At 69.8% G+C, this 20,706-nt stretch carries 19 protein-coding genes; 18 read left to right on the top strand and 1 reads right to left on the bottom strand.

The annotated features are described in order from the left end of the window. Positions 1–6 precede the first annotated feature (6 nt). From ruvX to nusB, 10 genes are all read left to right on the top strand, one after another. Complete coding sequence (ruvX, locus tag OG266_RS37215; protein WP_266467585.1) at positions 7–471, top strand: Holliday junction resolvase RuvX; 465 nt, start codon at positions 7–9, stop codon at positions 469–471. Positions 472–596: 125 nt separating this feature from the next. Further along, on the top strand, positions 597–2,462 hold the full coding sequence (mltG, locus tag OG266_RS37220; protein ID WP_371551104.1) for an endolytic transglycosylase MltG: 1,866 nt from the start codon (positions 597–599) through the stop codon (positions 2,460–2,462). Continuing rightward, entirely contained in the window at positions 2,459–3,295 is an 837-nt protein-coding gene (locus OG266_RS37225) for a shikimate dehydrogenase (protein ID WP_371551106.1), read from the top strand. Before mltG ends, OG266_RS37225 begins: the two co-directional genes overlap by 4 nt. A 174-nt stretch (positions 3,296–3,469) precedes the next feature. Continuing rightward, complete coding sequence (gene aroC, locus OG266_RS37230) at positions 3,470–4,654, top strand: chorismate synthase (RefSeq protein WP_266467596.1); 1,185 nt, start codon at positions 3,470–3,472, stop codon at positions 4,652–4,654. A gap of 29 nt (positions 4,655–4,683) precedes the next feature. Then, positions 4,684–5,166 carry a shikimate kinase gene (locus OG266_RS37235; protein WP_266470890.1) on the top strand — a complete coding sequence of 161 codons (483 nt, stop codon included), beginning with the start codon at positions 4,684–4,686 and terminating at the stop codon, positions 5,164–5,166. After that, a complete protein-coding gene (gene aroB / locus OG266_RS37240) occupies positions 5,163–6,254 on the top strand; it encodes a 3-dehydroquinate synthase (RefSeq protein ID WP_266467600.1) in 1,092 nt (363 codons plus the stop codon). The genes OG266_RS37235 and aroB overlap by 4 nt, the downstream gene beginning before the upstream one ends. 253 nt (positions 6,255–6,507) lie before the next feature. Then, positions 6,508–7,374: a Pro-rich N-terminal domain-containing protein gene (locus OG266_RS37245; RefSeq protein WP_266467603.1), complete on the top strand. Its 867-nt coding sequence runs from the start codon at positions 6,508–6,510 to the stop codon at positions 7,372–7,374. A gap of 72 nt (positions 7,375–7,446) precedes the next feature. After that, the gene (locus tag OG266_RS37250; RefSeq protein ID WP_266467605.1) at positions 7,447–8,553 is read left to right on the top strand and encodes an aminopeptidase P family protein; all 1,107 of its coding nucleotides are present in this window, start codon (positions 7,447–7,449) and stop codon (positions 8,551–8,553) included. 59 nt (positions 8,554–8,612) lie between these two features. Next, positions 8,613–9,179 carry an elongation factor P gene (gene efp / locus OG266_RS37255; RefSeq protein ID WP_266467608.1) on the top strand — a complete coding sequence of 189 codons (567 nt, stop codon included), beginning with the start codon at positions 8,613–8,615 and terminating at the stop codon, positions 9,177–9,179. Between the two features lie 2 nt (positions 9,180–9,181). Then, positions 9,182–9,616 (top strand): transcription antitermination factor NusB, encoded by a 435-nt coding sequence (nusB, locus tag OG266_RS37260; protein ID WP_266467610.1) that lies wholly within the window; start codon positions 9,182–9,184, stop codon positions 9,614–9,616. 195 nt (positions 9,617–9,811) lie between these two features. Here the strand turns inward: nusB and bldD are convergent, their stop codons facing one another. Then, on the bottom strand, positions 9,812–10,312 hold the full coding sequence (gene bldD, locus OG266_RS37265) for a transcriptional regulator BldD (RefSeq protein WP_067366005.1): 501 nt from the start codon (positions 10,310–10,312) through the stop codon (positions 9,812–9,814). Positions 10,313–10,557: 245 nt separating this feature from the next. Here bldD and pyrR point away from each other — a divergent pair, with 245 nt between their 5' ends. The 8 genes from pyrR to pyrF all read left to right on the top strand — a co-directional run bounded on the left by pyrR (position 10,558) and on the right by pyrF (position 20,520). Further along, on the top strand, positions 10,558–11,148 hold the full coding sequence (gene pyrR, locus OG266_RS37270; RefSeq protein WP_266467615.1) for a bifunctional pyr operon transcriptional regulator/uracil phosphoribosyltransferase PyrR: 591 nt from the start codon (positions 10,558–10,560) through the stop codon (positions 11,146–11,148). An 86-nt stretch (positions 11,149–11,234) separates the two neighbouring features. After that, positions 11,235–12,212 carry an aspartate carbamoyltransferase catalytic subunit gene (locus tag OG266_RS37275; RefSeq protein WP_266467618.1) on the top strand — a complete coding sequence of 326 codons (978 nt, stop codon included), beginning with the start codon at positions 11,235–11,237 and terminating at the stop codon, positions 12,210–12,212. Positions 12,213–12,217: 5 nt separating this feature from the next. Then, entirely contained in the window at positions 12,218–13,504 is a 1,287-nt protein-coding gene (locus OG266_RS37280) for a dihydroorotase (RefSeq protein ID WP_371551112.1), read from the top strand. Positions 13,505–13,512: 8 nt separating this feature from the next. Next, positions 13,513–14,067 (top strand): hypothetical protein, encoded by a 555-nt coding sequence (locus OG266_RS37285; protein ID WP_371553093.1) that lies wholly within the window; start codon positions 13,513–13,515, stop codon positions 14,065–14,067. After that, complete coding sequence (gene carA, locus OG266_RS37290; RefSeq protein ID WP_329548770.1) at positions 14,064–15,206, top strand: glutamine-hydrolyzing carbamoyl-phosphate synthase small subunit; 1,143 nt, start codon at positions 14,064–14,066, stop codon at positions 15,204–15,206. The genes OG266_RS37285 and carA overlap by 4 nt, the downstream gene beginning before the upstream one ends. Then, positions 15,199–18,507, top strand: a complete 3,309-nt coding sequence (gene carB / locus OG266_RS37295; RefSeq protein ID WP_371551115.1) for a carbamoyl-phosphate synthase large subunit — start codon at positions 15,199–15,201, stop codon at positions 18,505–18,507. The genes carA and carB overlap by 8 nt, the downstream gene beginning before the upstream one ends. A gap of 67 nt (positions 18,508–18,574) precedes the next feature. Next, complete coding sequence (locus tag OG266_RS37300; RefSeq protein ID WP_266467631.1) at positions 18,575–19,681, top strand: quinone-dependent dihydroorotate dehydrogenase; 1,107 nt, start codon at positions 18,575–18,577, stop codon at positions 19,679–19,681. Next, a complete protein-coding gene (pyrF, locus tag OG266_RS37305; RefSeq protein ID WP_371551117.1) occupies positions 19,678–20,520 on the top strand; it encodes an orotidine-5'-phosphate decarboxylase in 843 nt (280 codons plus the stop codon). The genes OG266_RS37300 and pyrF overlap by 4 nt, the downstream gene beginning before the upstream one ends. Positions 20,521–20,706: the final 186 nt, after the last annotated feature.

A 20,706-nucleotide genomic window follows, 5' to 3' on the forward strand; every position in this document is an offset into this window, starting at 1 on the left:
GTGGACATGCGCAGAGGACGTCGTCTCGCGATCGACGTCGGGGACGCCCGTATCGGGGTCGCCTCGTGCGACCCCGACGGGATCCTCGCGACTCCGGTCGAGACGGTCCCGGGGCGCGATGTCCCCGCCGCACAGCGCCGGTTGAAGCAACTCGTCGAGGAGTACGAACCCATCGAGGTGATCGTCGGGCTCCCTCGCTCCCTCAAGGGGGGCGAGGGCCCGGCCGCGGTCAAGGTCCGCGCCTTCGCCCAGGACCTCGCCCAGGGGATCGCTCCCATCGAGGTGCGGCTGGTGGACGAGCGGATGACCACGGTGACGGCCAGTCAGGGCCTGCGCGCCTCGGGTGTGAAGTCCAAGAAGGGCCGGTCCGTCATCGATCAGGCGGCCGCTGTGATTATCCTTCAGCAGGCCCTGGAGTCCGAACGGGTGTCGGGTAAATCTCCGGGCGAGGGCGTCGAAGTGGTCATCTGATCGCGATACGGTAACGTTCCGCGCGATGCGGCGGTGTTCGAACAGCCGCCGCACAGCAGAAGAGGCGGAACGGAGGCGGTGCCACAAGCGCCGTGTGGCCGCCGCCTCGCGGCTCTAGGGGATCAATGACTGAGTATGGCCGGGGCCCAGGCTCCGAACCGTGGCATCCGGAGGACCCGTTGTTCGGGGACGACGGATGGGGAGGACAGGCCGACGACGGCCAGTCCCCCTACGGCGGCCAGCCGCAGCACTATCCGCAGCAGCCGCAACAACAGCAGCACCAGCAGTACGGCGACTGGGCCACCGGTCAGCAGGGTGCGTACGGTCAGGAGCAGCAGCAGTATCAAGGCCAGGGTCACCAGCAGTTCCCTGGCCAGAGCCAGCAGCCCTACGGCGACCAGGCGCAGCAGCAGTACAACGGCCAAGGTCAGCAGCAGTACGGCGGTCAGGGCCAGCAGCAGTACAACGCTCAAGGCCAGCAGCAGTATGGCGGCCAGGGTCAGCAGCACTACACGGGTCAAGGGCAGCAGCCCTATGTCGACCAGGGGCAGCAGCAGTACGGCGGGCAGGGCCAGCAGCAGTACGACAACAGCGGCTGGGGCAACGGGGCGAACCAGCAGGTCCCCTATGCCGCCGACCCGGCCGACCCCTATGGGGGCCAGCCCGTGGCGTACGGCGGCGAGCAGCCCGACCAGTACGGGACCCCCGACGCCTATCCGCCCCCCGAGCCGCCGGCCCGCCGTCGTGCCGAGCCCGAGCCGAAGACCGACTGGGATCCCGGACCCGACCAGGGCGAGCACGCCTTCTTCGCCGGGGGCGGCGACGATGACGACGACTCGGACGACGACGATCCGAAGGGCCGCGGCGGACGCGGTGACAAGAAGGGGCGCGGCGGCAAGGGCGGCAAGAAACGCCGCAGCGGGTGTGCCTGTCTGGTGGTCGTGCTGGTCTTCGGAGGCGGACTCGGCGGAGTCGGCTATTTCGGGTACCAGTTCTATCAGAATCGTTTCGGCGCGGCGCCCGACTATGCCGGGGACGGCACCAGCACGACCGTGAACGTCACCATTCCCAAGGGCTCCGGCGGGTATGCGATCGGGCAGGCATTGAAGAATGCCGGTGTCGTCAAGAGCGTCGACGCTTTTGTCGCCGCGCAGTCGCAGAATCCCAAGGGGAATTCCATCCAGGCGGGTGTCTACACGCTCAAGAAGGAAATGTCCGGGGAAAGCGCTGTCGCGATGATGCTCAGCCCCAGCAGCCGCGACAACCTGATCATTGCCGAAGGCAAGCGCAACGCCGAGATCTACGCGATGATCGACAAACGCCTCGAAATCAAGTCGGGCACGACCGAGGGAGTCGCCGACAAGGAATGGGAGACCCTCGGTCTTCCGGACTGGGCGAACACGGACAAGGACATCAAGGACCCGCTGGAAGGATTCCTCTACCCCTCCAGCTACGCGGTCTCCAAGGGCATGAAGCCCAAGGACGTCCTGAAGCAGATGGTCGACCTCGCCAACGAGAAGTACACCGACTTCGGCCTCCAGTCGAAGGCCAAGGCGCTGGACCTGGAAAACCCGCTGCAGCTCCTCACGGTGGCGAGCCTCGTCCAGAAGGAAGGCAAGTACAAGCACGACTTCGAAAAGGTCGCGACGGTCGTCTACAACCGACTGAAGCCGAACAACACCGAGACCTACGGCCTGCTCGACTTCGACTCGACGGTCAATTACCTCAAGGGCGAATCCAAGCTGGCCACCGGTTCGGTCGACGAACTGCGGACGATCGACGACCCGTACAACACGTACAAGATCAAGGGCCTGCCTCCCGGGCCCATCAGTAATCCCGGTGCAGAGGCGATCGAGGCCGCGCTCAAGCCCGCCAAGGGAAACTGGTACTACTTCGTGTCGGTCAGTGCGGACAAGACGCTCTTCGCCGAGACGAACGAAGAGCAGAACGCGAACCGTGAGAAGTATCTCGAGGAACTGAAGGATCAATGAGCGGTACCGACAGCCAGCGCCGAGCCGCCGTTCTCGGTTCCCCGATCGCCCACTCCCTCTCCCCGGTGCTGCACCGCGCCGCGTATGAGGAACTCGGCCTCGGCGACTGGTCGTACGACCGTTTCGACGTGGACGAAGAGGCGTTGCCCGGGTTCTTCGGGCAACTGGGACCGGAGTGGGCGGGGCTGTCGCTGACCATGCCGCTCAAGCGGGCTGTCATTCCGCTGCTCGACGAGGTCAGCGAGACGGCGGCCTCCGTCGAGGCGGTCAACACGGTCGTGTTCACCGCGGACGGGCGGCGCGTCGGCGACAACACCGACATCCCCGGGATGGTCGCCGCCCTGCGCGAACGGGGCATCGAGCAGGTCGACTCCGCCGCGATCCTCGGGGCCGGCGCCACGGCGTCGTCCGCGCTGGCCGCGCTCGCACGGATCTGCACCGGCGAGGTCGTCGCGTACGTCCGGAGCGCGGAGCGTGCCGCCGAGATGCGGGAGTGGGGCGAGCGGCTCGACGTGGAGGTGCGGATTCAGGACTGGGCGGACGCCGCGCAGGCGCTGCGCGCGCCGCTCGTGATCGCCACGACCCCGGCGGGCACGACGGACGCGCTGGCCACGGCCATTCCCGAGCGGCCCGCCACCCTGTTCGACGTGCTGTACGACCCGTGGCCGACCGAGCTCGCGGCACGCTGGTCCGCCTACGCCGGGTCCGTGGTCAGCGGGCTCGACCTGCTGGTGCACCAGGCGGTGCTCCAGGTCGAACAGATGACCGGCCGCACACCCGCGCCGCTCGACGCCATGCGGAAGGCCGGCGAACACGCCCTCGCCGCCCACTGACGCGTCTGACCCGGCTGAGTCCGTCCGCCTGATGGACCTGTGGCCGGTTCTCATACGTGGACGTGGGAGGATCGGAGGTGGCGGGCCAGGGCCGCGCACCCGGTCGCGCCGTCGCCGTACGCGAGGACGCGCGTACGCAGCAGCAGTACCAGGGCGCGAGCATGAGGAGCACCGTTGAGCAGGTTGCGCTGGCTGACCGCGGGGGAGTCCCACGGACCCGCACTTGTCGCGACGCTGGAGGGACTTCCCGCCGGCGTGCCGATCACCACGGACATGGTGGCGGACCACCTGGCCCGGCGGCGGCTCGGCTATGGACGCGGTGCCCGGATGAAATTCGAGCGCGACGAGGTCACATTCCTGGGCGGCGTACGCCACGGGCTCACCCTCGGTTCACCCATCGCGATCATGGTCGGCAACACCGAGTGGCCCAAGTGGGAGCAGGTCATGGCCGCCGACCCGGTCGACCCGGCGATCCTCGCCGATGTGGCCCGCAACGCGCCGCTGACCCGGCCCCGGCCCGGCCACGCGGACCTCGCGGGCATGCAGAAGTACGGCTTCGACGAGGCCCGGCCGATCCTGGAGCGTGCCTCCGCCCGCGAAACCGCGGCGCGTGTGGCGCTGGGCGCGGTGGCCCGCTCCTACCTGAAGGAGACGGCCGGGATCGAGATCGTCTCGCACGTCGTCGAGCTGGCCGCGGCGAAGGCTCCGTACGGCCTCTACCCCAAGCCCTCGGACGTCGAGAAGCTCGACGCCGACCCGGTGCGCTGCCTGGACGCCGACGCGTCGAAGGCGATGGTCGCGGAGATCGACCAGGCCCACAAGGACGGCGACACGCTCGGTGGCGTGGTCGAGGTGCTGGCGTACGGCGTGCCCGTGGGGCTCGGCTCGCACGTGCACTGGGACCGGCGCCTCGACGCCCGGCTGGCGGCCGCGCTCATGGGCATCCAGGCCATCAAGGGCGTCGAGGTCGGCGACGGCTTCGAGCTGGCCCGGGTGCCGGGCTCGCAGGCGCACGACGAGATCGTCCACACCGAGGACGGCATCCGGCGCACCTCCGGTCGCTCCGGCGGTACCGAGGGCGGTCTGACCACCGGTGAACTGCTGCGCGTACGCGCCGCGATGAAGCCGATCGCGACCGTGCCCCGCGCGCTGGCGACCATCGATGTGGCGACCGGCGAGGCCGCCAAGGCGCATCACCAGCGTTCCGACGTGTGCGCGGTCCCGGCGGCCGGGATCGTCGCCGAGGCGATGGTGGCGCTGGTCCTGGCGGACGCGGTGGCGGAGAAGTTCGCCGGCGACAGCGTCCCCGAGACCCGCCGCAATGTGCGGGGCTACCTCGAGAACCTGGTCGTGCGGTGACCCCTCCGCGGATCGTTCTTGTCGGCCCGATGGGTGTCGGCAAGTCCACGGTGGGCGCGCTGGTCGCCGAGCGGCTCGGCTGCGCCTACCGGGACACCGACGAGGACATCGTGGGCGCCGAGGGCCGCACCATCGCCGACATCTTCGTCGACGAGGGTGAGCCGGTCTTCCGCGCGATCGAGAAGCGGGCGGTGCATCGGGCGCTGGCCGAGCACGACGGTGTCCTGGCGCTCGGCGGTGGCGCGATCCTCGACGAGGAGACGCGCGCCCTGCTCGCCGGACACGAGGTCGTGTACCTCTCGATGGACGTCGAGGAGGCGGTCAAGCGCACCGGCCTGAACGCGGCGAGGCCGCTGCTGGCCGTCAACCCGCGCCGGCAGTGGCGCGACCTGATGGAAGCGCGCCGCCACCTCTACACCGAAGTCGCCCGGGCGGTCGTGGCCACCGACGACCGCACCCCCGAAGAGGTCGCCCAAGCGGTCCTCGACGCACTGGAGTTGAAGGAAGCATGAGCGAGGCAGTGACCCGTATCCAGGTCGGCGGCACCGCGGGCACCGACCCCTACGAGGTGCTGGTCGGCCGTCAACTCCTCGGTGAGCTCGGCGGGTTGATCGGTGACAAGGCGCAGCGCGTCGCGGTCATCCACCCCGAGGCGCTCGCCGACACCGGTGAGGCGCTCTGCGCCGACCTCGGCGGGCAGGGTTACGAGGCCGTCGCCATCCAGGTGCCGAACGCCGAGGAGGCCAAGACGGCCGAGGTCGCCGCGTACTGCTGGAAGGCGCTCGGCCAGTCCGGTTTCACCCGCAGCGACGTCATCGTGGGCGTCGGCGGCGGCGCCACCACCGACCTGGCCGGGTTCGTCGCGGCGACCTGGCTGCGCGGGGTGCGCTGGATCGTCGTCCCCACCACCGTCCTTGCGATGGTGGACGCGGCGGTCGGCGGCAAGACCGGCATCAACACCGCGGAGGGCAAGAACCTCGTCGGCTCCTTCCACCCGCCGGCCGGTGTGCTCTGCGACCTGGCCGCCCTCGACTCGCTGCCGGTCAACGACTTCGTGTCCGGGCTCGCGGAGATCATCAAGGCCGGTTTCATCGCCGACCCGGTGATCCTCGAACTCATCGAGGAGGACCCCGAGGCGGCCCGTACGCCCGCTGGACCGCACACCGCCGAGCTGATCGAGCGGTCCATCAAGGTCAAGGCCGAGGTCGTCTCCGGCGACCTCAAGGAGTCCGGGCTGCGGGAGATCCTCAACTACGGGCACACCCTCGCGCACGCGATCGAGAAGAACGAGCGCTACAAGTGGCGGCACGGCGCGGCCGTCGCCGTCGGCATGCACTTCGCCGCCGAACTCGGCCGTCTCGCGGGCCGGCTGGACGACGAGACCGCCGACCGTCACCGCACGATCCTGGAATCCGTCGGCCTCCCGCTGAGCTACCGCTACGACCAGTGGCCCAAGCTCCTGGAGAACATGAAGGTCGACAAGAAGTCCCGCGGCAACCTGCTGCGCTTCATCGTCCTCGACGGGCTCGCCAAGCCGACCGTCCTGGAGGGGCCCGACCCGGCCGTCCTCCTCGCCGCGTACGGCGAAGTCGGGGAGTAGACGCGGATCTGCGGCCCACGGCGACGTGACTTAAGAACGTAACGTCCAACGGGCCCGCACTTGGCCCGATTTGCCCCCGGCCGACGGGCACTTCACACCCTCCCCGGCCGTTCACACAACGGCGGCCGGGGAAGGTACCGTTCGGTTGGGGGCACCTCCCACGCCCTTAAGGCTGTGGGAGAGAGCGGGACCGAGGCCCCGTTCGCGTCCCGGAGGCCGACGAGCCAAGAGACACGAGACGGAGTGGCACCGGATGCAGCACGCAGTGGGGGCTCCGCTGCCGCCGCCCCACCAGCCGGGGCAGGGACCGGGCGCCGGCTGGTCGCCGGCCGGACCGCAGCCCGGGCACCCGGGTCCCCTACCACCGCCCCCGCCCGCCCCCGGTTTCGCGGGACCCCCTCCGGGACACGCGACGCCCCACTCGCACGTACCGCAGCACGCGCACCCGCAGCACGCCCCCGTGCCGCCCACGCCGGACACCACCGGCCATGTGCAGCTGCCCCCGGGCGGACCCGTGGCCAGGCCGAGCGCGCCGCCCGCCGCGGGCCAGGCCGACCCCACGTCCACCACGCTCGCCGTGCTGCTCATCGGCCCCGCGGGCGCCGGGAAGACCAGCGTCGCCAAGTACTGGGCGGACCACCGCCGGGTACCCACCGCTCACATCAGCCTCGACGACGTACGCGAATGGGTGCGCTCGGGCTTCGCCGACCCGCAGTCGGGGTGGAACGACCATTCGGAGGCGCAGTACCGCCTGGCCCGCCGCACCTGCGGATTCGCCGCGCGGAACTTCCTGGCCAACGGCATCTCCTGCATCCTCGACGACGCCGTGTTCCCCGACCGGCCGGTCGTCGGCCTTGGCGGCTGGAAGCGGCACGTCGGGCCGGGGCTGCTGCCCGTCGTCCTGCTGCCCGGCCTGGAGATAGTCCTGGAGCGCAACGCCGAGCGCTCCGGAAACCGCCGCCTCACCGACGAGGAAGTCGCCCGTATCCACGGCCGGATGGCCGGCTGGTACGGCTCGGGGCTCCCCATCATCGACAACTCGCAGCTCGACGTACCGACCACGGCCCGCGTCCTGGACGACGTACTCGCGCGGTCGATCGCCAGCCCGCCCCAGTGGTAGTCCGGACCGGCCCGACGCCCGTCCAGCCCCGCTGAACCGGCGCCATCCGGCCACCGCTCGTACGCTCGATTCATGTCAGAGGTGTACGCGGCCCGCCGAGAGCGGCTCCGGGAGCGTTGTACGGCCGGCGGCAGCGCGACAGCGCTCGTCACCCGCCCCGCCAACGTGAGGTATCTCGCCGGCGCGGCCCCGCGCGGCGCCGTCCTCCTGCTCGGCAGGGGTGAGGATCTGCTGCTCTGCGGCGGCCCGCCGAGCGGCGAGGCCGATGAGGGGCGTCCGGACGAGGCGCTGCGGTTGCAGGCCCTGCCCGGCCCCGGCGGTGATCCGGCCGTCGCCGCGGCCGATGTGGCCTTCGCCCAGGGCGCCGAGTCCCTCGCGGTCGAGGAACACCACCTGACCGTGACCCGGCACCGTGCGATCCGTTCGGTGGCGCCGCGGCTGCGCCTCGCCGACCTGGGCGGTGCGGTGGAGCAGCTGCGGGTGATCAAGGACGAGGAGGAGATCTCCTGTCTGCGGATCGGCGCCGAGATCGCCGACCAGGCGCTGGGCGAACTCCTCGAATCGATCCTCGTCGGCCGTACCGAGCGCCATCTCGCGCTCGAGCTGGAGCGGCGCCTCGTCGACCACGGCGCGGACGGCCCGGCCTTCGCGACCTCGGTCGGCACCGGGCCGAACTCGGGACGCCGTGGCCACCGGCCCACCGACCGGCGGGTCGAAGAAGGAGATTTCCTTTCCGTCTGCCTCGGCGCGACCTACCGTGGCTACCGCTGTGAGATCGGCCGTACGTTCGTCATCGGGACCTCTCCGGCCGACTGGCAGATCGAGCTGTACGACCTCGTCTTCGCCGCCCAGCGCGCCGGACGGGAGGCGCTGGCACCCGGCGCCGCCTACCGTGACGTGGACCGCGCGGCCCGCCAGGTACTCGACTCCGCGGGGTACACGGAAGGCCTTCCTCCGCTGACCGGGCACGGCGTGGGGCTCGAAATCGACGAGGACCCGCAGCTGGCCCCCGCGGCCATGGGTAAACTGGACGCTTGCGTGCCGGTCACCGTCGAACCGGGGGTCCACCTCCCGGGCCGGGGCGGTGTCCGGATCGATGACACGCTCGTCGTACGCCCCGAGGCGGACGGCGGACCCGAGCTACTCACCATTACGACCAAGGAACTGCTCGCGCTCTAGCCTGTGAGCTGCGCGCGAGCCCCGGGGTCGTCCACGTCAGTCCAGGAGATTCCGCAACCGTGGCTTCCACGAACGACCTCAAGAACGGCCTGGTGCTCAAGCTCGACGGAGGCCAGCTCTGGTCCGTCGTCGAGTTCCAGCACGTCAAGCCCGGCAAGGGCCCGGCCTTCGTGCGCACCAAGCTGAAGAACGTGCTCTCCGGCAAGGTCGTCGACAAGACGTTCAACGCCGGCGTCAAGGTCGAGACGGCCACGATCGACAAGCGTGACATGCAGTTCTCGTACATGGACGGCGAGTACTTCGTCTTCATGGACATGGACACGTACGACCAGCTGATGGTCGACCGCAAGTCCGTCGGCGATGCCGCCAACTTCCTGATCGAGGGCTTCACGGCCACCGTCGCGCAGCACGAGGGCTCGGTGCTGTTCGTCGAGCTGCCGGCCGCCGTCGAGCTCGTGATCCAGGAGACCGAGCCCGGCGTTCAGGGCGACCGCTCCACCGGTGGCACCAAGCCCGCCATCCTGGAGACCGGCCACCAGATCAACGTCCCGCTCTTCATCACCACCGGTGAGAAGATCAAGGTCGACACCCGCACGAGCGACTACCTCGGCCGGGTGAACAGCTAACCGTGGCTGCCCGCAACACGGCCCGCAAGCGCGCCTTCCAGATCCTCTTCGAGGGCGACCAGCGCGATGTGGACGTCCTGACGGTCCTCGCGGACTGGATCCGGCATTCCCGGACCGACACCCGGCAGCCGCCGGTGAGCGAATACACGATGCAGTTGGTCGAGGGGTACGCCACCAAGGTGCGCCGGATCGACGACCTGATCGCGCAGTACGCCGTCGGCTGGACGCTGGACAGGATGCCGGTCGTGGACCGCAACATCCTGCGCCTCGGTGCCTACGAGCTGATCTGGGTCGACGAGACCCCTGATGCCGTGGTGCTCGACGAGGCGGTGCAGTTGGCGAAGGAGTTCTCCACGGACGACTCGCCCGCGTTCGTGAACGGCCTCCTCGGCCGGTTCAAGGACCTGAAGCCGTCGCTCCGCCGGGACGAGTCCTAGGACGAGCCCCCGGACGTACACAACGGCGACCGAAAGCCACGAAAACGCCGGAGGGCCCGCAGCATGTCTGCTGCGGGCCCTCCGGCGTTCCGGTACCCGGGAGGCCCCGGAGGGCCGCAGAAAGCCGCCGGGGTGGCCGGAACGATGTGTTCCGGCCACCCCGGCGGCACGTTTCTGCTGAAGTGCTGGTTGGGATCAGCCCTCGTCGTGGGAGACCGCACGGCGCGCGTCGGCGTCCAGGACGCCCCAGCTGATCAGCTGCTCGGTGAGGACCGAGGGCGACTGGTCGTAGATGACGGCGAGGGTGCGCAGGTCGTCCTGGCGGATCGACAGCACCTTGCCGTTGTAGTCACCGCGCTGCGACTGGATCGTCGCCGCGTAGCGCTGCAGGGGGCCCGCCTTCTCGGCCGGCACGTGGGCCAGCCGCTCAAGGTCCAGGACCAGCTTCGGCGGCGGCTCGGCGGCCCCGCCCGGAGTGGTGCCCGGCAGCAGCTCCTGCACCGGAACCCCGTAGAAGTCCGCGAGCTCGGCAAGGCGCTGCACGGTGACGGCGCGGTCGCCGCGCTCGTACGAACCGACCACGACCGCCTTCCAGCGTCCCTGGGACTTCTCCTCGACGCCGTGGAGGGAAAGGCCCTGCTGGGTGCGGATGGCCCGGAGCTTGGCCCCGAGCTGTTTGGCGTATTCGCTGGACATATAGCTCCCCGGACGCTGTATCAACGTGCGGCTCGGCCGCGCGGCTGGTGACTCACTGTGAGGTTACGCAGCGTTACTCTCCCCCGTCAAGCCGAATGGTCCGGACCGACCCTTTGGTGGGAGTCGTCGGCGGTCGCTTGAAGGGGGGTGATCAGGCGCGTTGCCGGGCTGGTAGCGTGGATGGCGCAATTCCGACGTCCTTTAATGATCCGTCCCGTGAGGCGGAGAAGGAGGTCCGTTTTCATATGGACACCGAGCACGACAAGCAGCAGTACGAAGCCGATGCGCGGCCGGTTCTCGAAGGCCCCGACATCGCGCGGGTGTTGACCCGCATCGCCCACGAGATCGTCGAGCGCGCCAAGGGCGCCGACGACGTGGTGCTTCTCGGCATCCCGACCCGGGGCGTCTTCCTCGCCCGGCGGCTCGCCGTGAAGCTGGCGGAGATCACCGGCCGCAAGATCCCGGTCGGCTCCCTCGACATCACCATGTACCGCGACGACCTGCGCATGCACCCACCGCGTGCGCTGGCCCGCACCGAGATTCCCGGTGACGGCATCGACGGCCGCCTGGTCGTCCTCGTCGACGACGTGCTCTTCTCCGGCCGAACCATCCGCGCGGCGCTCGACGCGCTGAACGACATCGGCCGCCCGCGCGCCGTGCAGCTCGCGGTCCTCGTCGACCGCGGTCACCGCGAACTGCCCATCCGCGCCGACTACGTCGGCAAGAACCTCCCCACGTCGTTGCGGGAGACGGTCAAGGTCCAGCTCGCCGAGGAGGACGGTCGCGACACCGTGCTGCTCGGCGCGAAGCGGACCTCCACGGGCGAGCAGCAGTAGCACTCAGCCGTACGCCCCTGAGTGCGCGCCTGCGCGCTCGCGTGCCCGAATTCTCCCGACCTGAACTGCCTTACGGAGCCTGAAAGATGCAGCGTCATCTCATCTCGGCCGCCGACCTCACCCGCGACGACGCCGTCCTGATCCTCGACACCGCCGAGGAGATGGCCCGGGTCGCCGACCGGCCGATCAAAAAGCTGCCGACCCTGCGCGGCCGCACCGTGGTCAACCTCTTCTTCGAGGACTCGACGCGTACCCGGATCTCCTTCGAGGCAGCCGAGAAGCGCCTCTCCGCGGACGTCATCAACTTCACCGCCAAGGGATCGAGCGTGTCCAAGGGCGAGTCCCTGAAGGACACCGCCCAGACCCTCGAAGCCATGGGCGTCGACGCCGTCGTCATCCGGCACGGCGCCTCCGGAGCCCCCTACCGGCTCGCGACCTCCGGCTGGATCGACGCGGCCGTCATCAACGCCGGTGACGGCACCCACCAGCACCCCACCCAGGCCCTGCTCGACGCCTTCACCATGCGGCGCCGGCTCGTCGGCCGGGACGCGGGGATAGGGCAGGACCTGGCCGGCAAGCGGATCACGCTCGTCGGCGACATCCTGCACAGCCGCGTCGCCCGCTCCAATGTCGACCTGCTGCACACGCTCGGCGCCGAGGTCACCCTCGTCGCCCCGCCCACCCTGGTGCCGGTCGGCGTCGAGGCCTGGCCCTGCGAGGTCTCGTACGACCTCGACAGCACGCTCTCCAAGTCCGACGCCGTGATGCTGCTGCGCGTGCAGCGCGAGCGGATGAACGCGGCGTTCTTCCCGACCGAGCGCGAGTACTCGCGGCGCTACGGCCTGGACGGTGCCCGCATGGCGCGGATGCCCGAGCACGCCATCGTGATGCACCCCGGCCCCATGGTCCGCGGCATGGAGATCACCGCCGAGGTCGCCGACTCCGACCGCTGCACCGTCCTTGAGCAGGTCACCAACGGCGTCTCGATCCGGATGGCCGTCCTCTATCTGCTCCTTGGCGGGAACGAGCCCGCCGTCACCCACACCCGTACCGAGGAGAAGTAAGAACCATGAGCAAGATCCTTATCCGTGGTGCGCGGGTGCTCGGCGGCGAGCCGCAGGACGTACTCATCGACGGCCCGGTCATCGAGGCGGTCGGTACGGGGCTTTCGGACGAAGGCGCGGAGGTCGTCGAGGCCGAGGGCAAGGTGCTGCTGCCCGGGCTGGTCGACCTGCACACCCATCTGCGTGAGCCGGGCCGTGAGGACTCCGAGACCGTCCTGACCGGCACGCGGGCGGCGGCGAGCGGCGGCTACACCTCTGTGTTCGCCATGGCCAACACCTTCCCCGTGGCCGACACCGCCGGTGTCGTCGAGCAGGTCTACCGGCTCGGCCAGGAGCACGGCTACTGCGATGTGCAGCCCATCGGCGCCGTCACCGTCGGCCTGGAGGGCAAGAAGCTCGCCGAGCTGGGCGCCATGTACGAGTCCGCGGCCGGCGTCACGGTCTTCTCGGACGACGGCAAGTGCGTGGACGACGCGGTGATCATGCGCCGGGCGCTGGAGTACGTGAAGGCCTTCGGCGGGGTCGTCGCCCAGCACGCGCAGGAGCCGCGGCTGACCGAGGGCGCCCAGATGAACGAGGGTGTCGTCTCCGCCGAGCTGGGGCTCGGGGGATGGCCTGCGGTGGCCGAGGAGTCGATCATCGCCCGGGACGTCCTGCTCGCCGAGCACGTCGGGTCCCGCGTCCACATCTGCCACCTCTCGACCGCCGGCTCCGTCGAGATCGTCCGCTGGGCCAAGTCCCGCGGCATCGACGTCACCGCCGAGGTGACCCCGCACCACCTGCTCCTCACCGACGAACTGGCGCGCACGTACAACCCGGTCTACAAGGTCAACCCGCCGCTGCGCACCGAGCGTGACGTGCTGGCCCTGCGCGAGGCGCTCGCCGACGGCACGATCGACATCGTCGCCACCGACCACGCCCCGCACCCGCACGAGGACAAGGACTGCGAGTGGGCCGCGGCCGCCATGGGCATGGTGGGGCTCGAGACCGCGCTGTCCGTCGTCCAGCAGACGATGGTCGAGACCGGCCTGCTCGACTGGGCCGGCGTCGCGGACCGCATGTCGGCCAAGCCCGCCGAGATCGGCCGGGCCACGGGCCACGGCCGTCCCGTCTCGGCAGGTGAGCCCGCCAACCTCACGCTGGTCGACACCGAATACCGTGGGGCCGTGGACCCCGCGGGCTTCGCCTCGCGCAGCCGCAACACCCCCTACGAGGGCCGTGAGCTGCCGGGCCGTGTCACGCACACCTGGCTCCGGGGCAAGGCCACCCTCGTGGACGGGAAGCTCGCGTGACACCTCAGATGATGATCGCCGCCGAACAGAAGTCGGCGGAAGTGACCGACTGGGCCGCGCGTATCGGCTGGCTCGTCGGCCTCGCCCTCTTCGTCGCGCTTCTCTACTGGCTGATGCGCGAGGGCTGGAAGTGGCGCGGCACCCTCCAGGGCGACCTGCCGGAGCTGCCCACCGCGCCGGAAGAGCTGGGGCCGGTGAGACTTGAGCTGACCGGTCGCTACCACGGCTCCACCACCGCCGGGCAGTGGCTGGACCGCATCGTGGCGCACGGCCTGGGCACCCGCAGCAGGGTCGAGCTGACGCTGACGGACGCGGGCCTCGACGTCGTACGCCCCGGAGCGGCCGACTTCTTCGTCCCGGCCGCGCAGCTCCGCGAAGCCCGGCTCGACAAGGGCATCGCGGGCAAGGTCCTCACCGAGGGCGGACTGCTCGTCGTCACCTGGGCGCACGGCGAAAGGCTGATCGACTCGGGCTTCCGCTCCGACCGCGCGGCCGAGCACGGCGAATGGGTCCAGACCCTGAACGACATGATCAAAACGACGGAAACGGAAGGCGCACGATGACGACCTCCACCCGGGGAACCGCGAAGGTTCCCGCCGTACTCGTCCTGGAGGACGGCCGGATCTTCCGCGGCCGTGCCTACGGGGCCGTGGGGGAGACCTTCGGCGAAGCGGTGTTCTCCACCGGCATGACCGGCTACCAGGAGACCCTCACCGACCCGTCGTACCACCGCCAGGTCGTCGTGATGACCTCCCCGCACGTCGGCAACACCGGCGTGAACGACGAGGACCCCGAGTCGAAGCGGATCTGGGTCGCCGGTTATGTCGTACGGGATCCCGCGCGCGTGCCCTCCAACTGGCGCTCCCGGCGCTCGCTGGACGAGGAACTGCGCAACCAGGGTGTCGTCGGCATCAGCGGCATCGACACCCGTGCCCTGACCCGGCACCTGCGCGAGCGCGGCGCGATGCGCGTCGGCATCTTCTCCGGCAACGCGCTGCCCGACGAGGGCACCATGCTCGCCGAGGTGCGCCAGGCGCCCGAGATGAAGGGCGCGAACCTCGCCGCCGAGGTCGCCACCAAGGAGTCGTACGTCGTCCCCGCGATCGGCGCGAAGAAGTACACCGTCGCCGCCGTCGACCTGGGCATCAAGGGCATGACCCCGCACCGCATGGCCGAGCGTGGCATCGAGGTGCATGTGCTGCCCGCGACGGCCACGGCCGAGGACGTGTACGCGGTGAACCCGGACGGGGTGTTCTTCTCGAACGGTCCCGGTGACCCGGCCACCGCCGACGGCCCGGTCGCCGTCATGCAGGAAGTGCTCGCGCGAAAGACGCCGCTCTTCGGCATCTGCTTCGGCAACCAGATCCTCGGCCGCGCGCTCGGCTTCGGCACGTACAAGCTGAAGTACGGCCACCGCGGCATCAACCAGCCGGTACAGGACCGTACGACCGGCAAGGTCGAGGTCACCGCGCACAACCACGGCTTCGCCGTCGACGCCCCGCTCGACAAGGTGTCCGACACCCCCTACGGCCGCGCCGAGGTCTCCCACGTCTGCCTGAACGACCAGGTCGTCGAGGGGCTTCAGCTGCTCGACCAGCCGGCCTTCAGCGTCCAGTACCACCCCGAGGCGGCGGCGGGCCCGCACGACGCGGCCTACCTGTTCGACCGCTTCGTAGAGCTCATGGAGGGCCAGCGTGCCTAAGCGCACCGATATCCAGTCCGTCCTGGTCATCGGCTCCGGCCCGATCGTCATCGGCCAGGCCGCCGAGTTCGACTACTCCGGCACCCAGGCATGCCGCATCCTGCGCGCCGAGGGCCTGCGAGTCATCCTGGTCAACTCCAACCCGGCGACGATCATGACCGACCCGGAGATCGCCGACGCCACGTACGTCGAGCCGATCACCCCGGAGTTCGTCGAGAAGATCATCGCCAAGGAGCGGCCGGACGCCCTGCTGCCCACCCTCGGTGGCCAGACGGCCCTGAACACCGCCATCTCCATGCACGAGCAGGGTGTCCTGGAGAAGTACGGTGTCGAGCTGATCGGCGCCAATGTCGAGGCGATCAACAAGGGCGAGGACCGCGACCTCTTCAAGGGTGTCGTCGAGGCCGTCCGCGAGAAGATCGGGCACGGTGAATCCGCCCGGTCCGTGATCTGCCACACCATGGACGACGTCATCAAGGGCGTCGAGACCCTCGGCGGCTACCCCGTCGTCGTCCGGCCCTCCTTCACCATGGGCGGCGCCGGCTCCGGCTTCGCCCACGACGAGGACGAACTGCGCCGCATCGCCGGCCAGGGCCTCACGCTCTCCCCGACCACCGAGGTGCTCCTGGAGGAGTCCATCCTCGGCTGGAAGGAGTACGAGCTCGAGCTGATGCGCGACAAGAACGACAACGTCGTGGTGGTCTGCTCCATCGAGAACTTCGACCCGATGGGCGTGCACACCGGCGACTCGATCACCGTCGCGCCGTCGATGACGCTGACCGACCGCGAGTACCAGCGCCTGCGCGACATCGGCATCGCGATCATCCGCGAGGTCGGCGTCGACACCGGCGGCTGCAACATCCAGTTCGCGGTGAACCCCGAAGACGGCCGGATCATCGTCATCGAGATGAACCCGCGTGTGTCGCGTTCCTCCGCCCTCGCCTCCAAGGCGACCGGCTTCCCGATCGCCAAGATCGCGGCCAAGCTCGCCGTCGGCTACACGCTCGACGAGATCCCGAACGACATCACGGAGAAGACCCCGGCGTCCTTCGAGCCGACGCTCGACTACGTGGTCGTGAAGGCCCCGCGCTTCGCCTTCGAGAAGTTCCCGTCCGCCGACTCGACGCTCACCACGACCATGAAGTCGGTCGGGGAGGCGATGGCGATCGGCCGCAACTTCACCGAGGCGCTGCAGAAGGCGCTGCGGTCGCTGGAGAAGAAGGGCAGCCAGTTCACCTTCGTGGGCGAGCCCGGCGACAAGGCCGAGCTGCTGGCGGAGGCCGTACGGCCGACCGACGGGCGCATCAACTCCGTCATGCAGGCCATCCGCGCGGGCGCCACTCCCGAGGAGGTCTTCGAGTCCACGAAGATCGACCCGTGGTTCGTGGACCAGCTCTTCCTGATCAAGGAGACCGCGGACGACCTGGCCGCCGCCGACAAGTTGGATCCCTCGCTGCTGGCCGAGGCCAAGCGGCACGGCTTCTCCGACGTCCAGATCGGTGAGATCCGCGGGCTGCGCGAGGATGTCGTCCGCGAGGTGCGGCACGCGCTCGGCATCCGCCCGGTCTACAAGACGGTCGACACCTGCGCCGCCGAGTTCGCGGCCAACACGCCGTACTTCTACTCCTCGTACGACGAGGAGACCGAGGTCGCCCCGCGCGAGAAGCCCGCGGTCATCATCCTGGGCTCAGGACCCAACCGCATCGGCCAGGGCATCGAGTTCGACTACTCGTGCGTCCACGCCTCCTTCGCGCTGAGCGACGCGGGCTACGAGACCGTGATGGTCAACTGCAACCCGGAGACGGTCTCGACCGACTACGACACCTCCGACCGCCTGTACTTCGAGCCGCTGACGCTCGAAGACGTGCTGGAGATCGTCCATGCGGAGACGCTGGCCGGTCCGGTCGCGGGTGTCATCGTGCAGCTCGGCGGCCAGACCCCGCTGGGCCTCTCACAGGCACTCAAGGACAACGGCGTGCCGATCGTGGGCACTTCGCCCGAGGCGATCCACGCCGCCGAGGACCGCGGCGCCTTCGGGCGGGTCCTCGCGGAGGCCGGCCTCCCGGCTCCCAAGCACGGCACGGCCACCACCTTCGCGGAGGCCAAGGCCATCGCCGACGAGATCGGCTACCCCGTCCTCGTACGGCCGTCGTACGTGCTTGGCGGACGCGGTATGGAGATCGTGTACGACGAGACGCGGCTGTCCTCGTACATCGCCGAGTCGACCGAGATCTCGCCCTCGCGTCCGGTCCTGGTCGACCGGTTCCTCGACGACGCGATCGAGATCGACGTCGACGCCCTGTACGACGGCGAGGAGCTCTACCTCGGCGGTGTCATGGAGCACATCGAGGAGGCCGGTATCCACTCCGGCGACTCGGCGTGCGCGCTGCCGCCGATCACGCTCGGCGGGTTCGACATCAAGCGGCTGCGGGCGTCAACTGAGGCCATTGCCAAGGGCGTTGGCGTACGCGGACTCATCAACATCCAGTTCGCGATGGCCGGGGACATCCTGTACGTCCTCGAAGCCAACCCGCGTGCCTCGCGCACCGTCCCCTTCACCTCGAAGGCGACCGCGGTACCCCTCGCCAAGGCCGCCGCCCGCATCTCGCTCGGCGCGACCGTCGCCGAACTGCGGGCGGAGGGGCTGCTCCCCGCCAACGGCGACGGCGGCACGCTGCCGCTCGACGCGCCGATCTCCGTCAAGGAGGCCGTCATGCCGTGGTCGCGCTTCCGCGACATCCACGGGCGCGGCGTCGACACCGTCCTCGGCCCGGAGATGCGCTCCACCGGTGAAGTGATGGGCATCGACTCGGTGTTCGGCACGGCGTACGCCAAGTCGCAGGCGGGCGCGTACGGTCCGCTGCCGACCAAGGGGCGCGCCTTCATCTCCGTCGCCAACCGCGACAAGCGCTCGATGATCTTCCCGGCGCGCGAACTCGTCGCCCACGGCTTCGAGTTGCTCGCCACGTCTGGCACGGCCGAGGTGCTCAAGCGCAACGGCCTCAACGCCACCGTCGTGCGCAAGCAGAGCGAGGGCGAGGGCCCGAACGGCGAGAAGACCATCGTCCAGCTCATCCACGACGGCCAGGTCGACCTCATCGTCAACACCCCGTACGGCACCGGCGGCCGCCTCGACGGCTACGAGATCCGTACGGCGGCCGTGGCACGGTCCGTTCCGTGTCTGACGACGGTCCAGGCGCTCGCCGCCGCCGTCCAGGGCATCGACGCGCTCAACCGCGGTGACGTGGGCGTGCGTTCACTGCAGGAACACGCCGAGCATCTGACCGCGGCCCGCGACTAGCAGCCCTGAGGGGGACACCGGAAACGGTGTCCCCCTCTTCATGAGGCTCTTGATGAGGACACTGATCATGTACAAGATTTTCTTCCGGCTCGTCTTTCAGCGCATGGACCCCGAGCAGGCCCACCACCTGGCCTTCCGCTGGATCCGTCTCGCCGCCCGCATCCCCGTGCTCCGCACCTTCGTCGCGGCCGCGCTCGCGCCCCGCCACGAGGAACTGCGCACGGAGGCGTTCGGACTGCGGATGCACGGCCCCTTCGGGCTCGCCGCAGGATTCGACAAGAACGCCGTCGCGATCGACGGGATGTCGATGCTCGGCTTCGACCACATCGAGATCGGCACGGTCACCGGGGAGCCTCAGCCGGGCAACCCCAAGAAGCGACTGTTCCGCCTTGTGCCGGACCGCGCGCTGATCAACCGCATGGGGTTCAACAACGAGGGCTCCGCGGCCGTCTCCGAGCGCCTGGCGGCCCGTACGCCGGTCTTCAGGACCGTCGTCGGCGTCAACATCGGCAAGACCAAGGTCGTCCCGGAGGCGGAGGCCGTCGGCGACTACGTGAAGTCCACCGAGCGGCTGGCCCGCCACGCCGACTACCTCGTCGTCAACGTGAGCTCGCCGAACACCCCAGGACTGCGCAACCTCCAAGCCACGGAGGCGCTGCGACCGCTCCTGAGCGCCGTCCGCGAGGCCGCCGACCGCGCGGTCACCGACCGGCGCGTCCCGCTCCTCGTCAAGATCGCGCCCGACCTCGCCGACGACGACATCGACGCGGTCGCCGACCTCGCCGTCGAACTCGGCCTGGACGGGATCATCGCCACGAACACCACCATCGCGCGCGAGGGACTCGGTTTGAAGTCCCAACCCTCCCTGGTCAAGGAGACCGGCGGACTCTCCGGAGCGCCGCTGAAAGCGCGCTCCCTGGAGGTGCTGCGCCGCCTCTACGCGCGCGTGGGCGACCGGATCACCCTCGTGGGCGTCGGCGGCATCGAGAACGCCGAGGACGCCTGGCAGCGCATCCTGGCCGGCGCCACCCTGGTCCAGGGCTACAGCGCCTTCATCTACGAGGGCCCCTTCTGGGGCCGCGCCATCCACAAGGGGCTCGCCGCCCGCCTCCGCATGAGCCCGTACGCCACCCTCGCCGACGCGGTCGGCGCCGACGTGAGGAAGTCCGCATGAGCCTGGAACCCTTCGGCGCACGTCTTCGCCGCGCCATGGACGACCGCGGCCCGCTGTGCGTCGGCATCGACCCGCACGCCTCGCTGCTCGCCGACTGGGGGCTCGAGGACGACATCGCGGGCCTGGAGCGCTTCAGCCGCACCGTCGTCGAGGCACTGGCCGACCGGGTCGCCGTCCTGAAGCCGCAGAGCGCGTTCTTCGAGCGCTTCGGGTCGCGCGGCATCGCCGTCCTGGAGAAGTCGGTCGAGGAGGCGCGGGCGGCCGGTGCGCTGGTCGTGATGGACGCCAAGCGCGGCGACATCGGTTCGACCATGGCCGCGTACGCGGAGACCTTCCTGCGCAAGGACGCGCCGCTGTTCTCGGACGCGCTGACCGTGTCGCCGTACCTGGGCTACGGCTCACTGAAGCCCGCGGTCGAGCTGGCCCGCGAGAGCGGCGCCGGACTCTTCGTCCTCGCGCTCACCTCCAACCCGGAGGGCGGCGAGGTACAGCACGCGGTCCGTGCGGACGGCCGGAACGTCGGAGCGACCATGCTGGCCCATCTCGCCGCCGAGAACGCGGGGGAGACGCCCCTGGGCTCCTTCGGGGCGGTGGTGGGCGCCACGCTGGGCGATCTCTCCTCGTACGACCTGGACATCAACGGACCGATCCTCGCGCCCGGAATCGGCGCACAGGGGGCCACCGCGGCCGATCTCGCCGGCGTCTTCGGAGCGGCGGTGCGCAATGTCGTCCCGAACGTCAGCCGGGGTGTTCTGCGTCACGGTCCCGATGTCGTCGCGCTGCGGGAGGTCGCGGAGGGCTTCGCGGAGGAGATCAGGGCCGCTGTGACGGCTGCCTGAGTCCGCCGACGGGCCTTTGGCAGTCCTCCGACGAGCGTCCTCGGAGGGCTCCGAGGACACTCCGAGTCTGAATACATCCTCAAATCCGGGGCAATATGTCGGAAATGTCTAGGTCCAGGGAGGCTGACCAGGACTTTTCCGCTGTTCTCGCTGACTCTGGCGCACTTGCCCGCTAGTCTCCGTCGA

Source organism: Streptomyces sp. NBC_00554 (genome assembly GCF_041431135.1).
Lineage (GTDB): Bacteria > Actinomycetota > Actinomycetes > Streptomycetales > Streptomycetaceae > Streptomyces.

Bases quoted from the DNA above. Each gene is read 5' to 3' on its own strand.
- mltG (WP_371551104.1), top strand. From the start codon at position 597: ATGACTGAGTATGGCCGGGGCCCAGGCTCCGAACCGTGGCATCCGGAG.
- pyrF (WP_371551117.1), top strand. From the start codon at position 19,678: ATGAGCCTGGAACCCTTCGGCGCACGTCTTCGCCGCGCCATGGACGAC.
- pyrR (WP_266467615.1), top strand. From the start codon at position 10,558: ATGGACACCGAGCACGACAAGCAGCAGTACGAAGCCGATGCGCGGCCG.
- OG266_RS37235 (WP_266470890.1), top strand. From the start codon at position 4,684: ATGGGTGTCGGCAAGTCCACGGTGGGCGCGCTGGTCGCCGAGCGGCTC.
- OG266_RS37275 (WP_266467618.1), top strand. From the start codon at position 11,235: ATGCAGCGTCATCTCATCTCGGCCGCCGACCTCACCCGCGACGACGCC.
- OG266_RS37245 (WP_266467603.1), top strand. From the start codon at position 6,508: ATGCAGCACGCAGTGGGGGCTCCGCTGCCGCCGCCCCACCAGCCGGGG.
- OG266_RS37250 (WP_266467605.1), top strand. From the start codon at position 7,447: ATGTCAGAGGTGTACGCGGCCCGCCGAGAGCGGCTCCGGGAGCGTTGT.
- bldD (WP_067366005.1), bottom strand. From the start codon at position 10,312: ATGTCCAGCGAATACGCCAAACAGCTCGGGGCCAAGCTCCGGGCCATC.
- carA (WP_329548770.1), top strand. From the start codon at position 14,064: ATGACGACCTCCACCCGGGGAACCGCGAAGGTTCCCGCCGTACTCGTC.
- OG266_RS37280 (WP_371551112.1), top strand. From the start codon at position 12,218: ATGAGCAAGATCCTTATCCGTGGTGCGCGGGTGCTCGGCGGCGAGCCG.
- OG266_RS37300 (WP_266467631.1), top strand. From the start codon at position 18,575: ATGTACAAGATTTTCTTCCGGCTCGTCTTTCAGCGCATGGACCCCGAG.
- ruvX (WP_266467585.1), top strand. From the start codon at position 7: ATGCGCAGAGGACGTCGTCTCGCGATCGACGTCGGGGACGCCCGTATC.
- aroB (WP_266467600.1), top strand. From the start codon at position 5,163: ATGAGCGAGGCAGTGACCCGTATCCAGGTCGGCGGCACCGCGGGCACC.
- OG266_RS37285 (WP_371553093.1), top strand. From the start codon at position 13,513: ATGATGATCGCCGCCGAACAGAAGTCGGCGGAAGTGACCGACTGGGCC.
- OG266_RS37225 (WP_371551106.1), top strand. From the start codon at position 2,459: ATGAGCGGTACCGACAGCCAGCGCCGAGCCGCCGTTCTCGGTTCCCCG.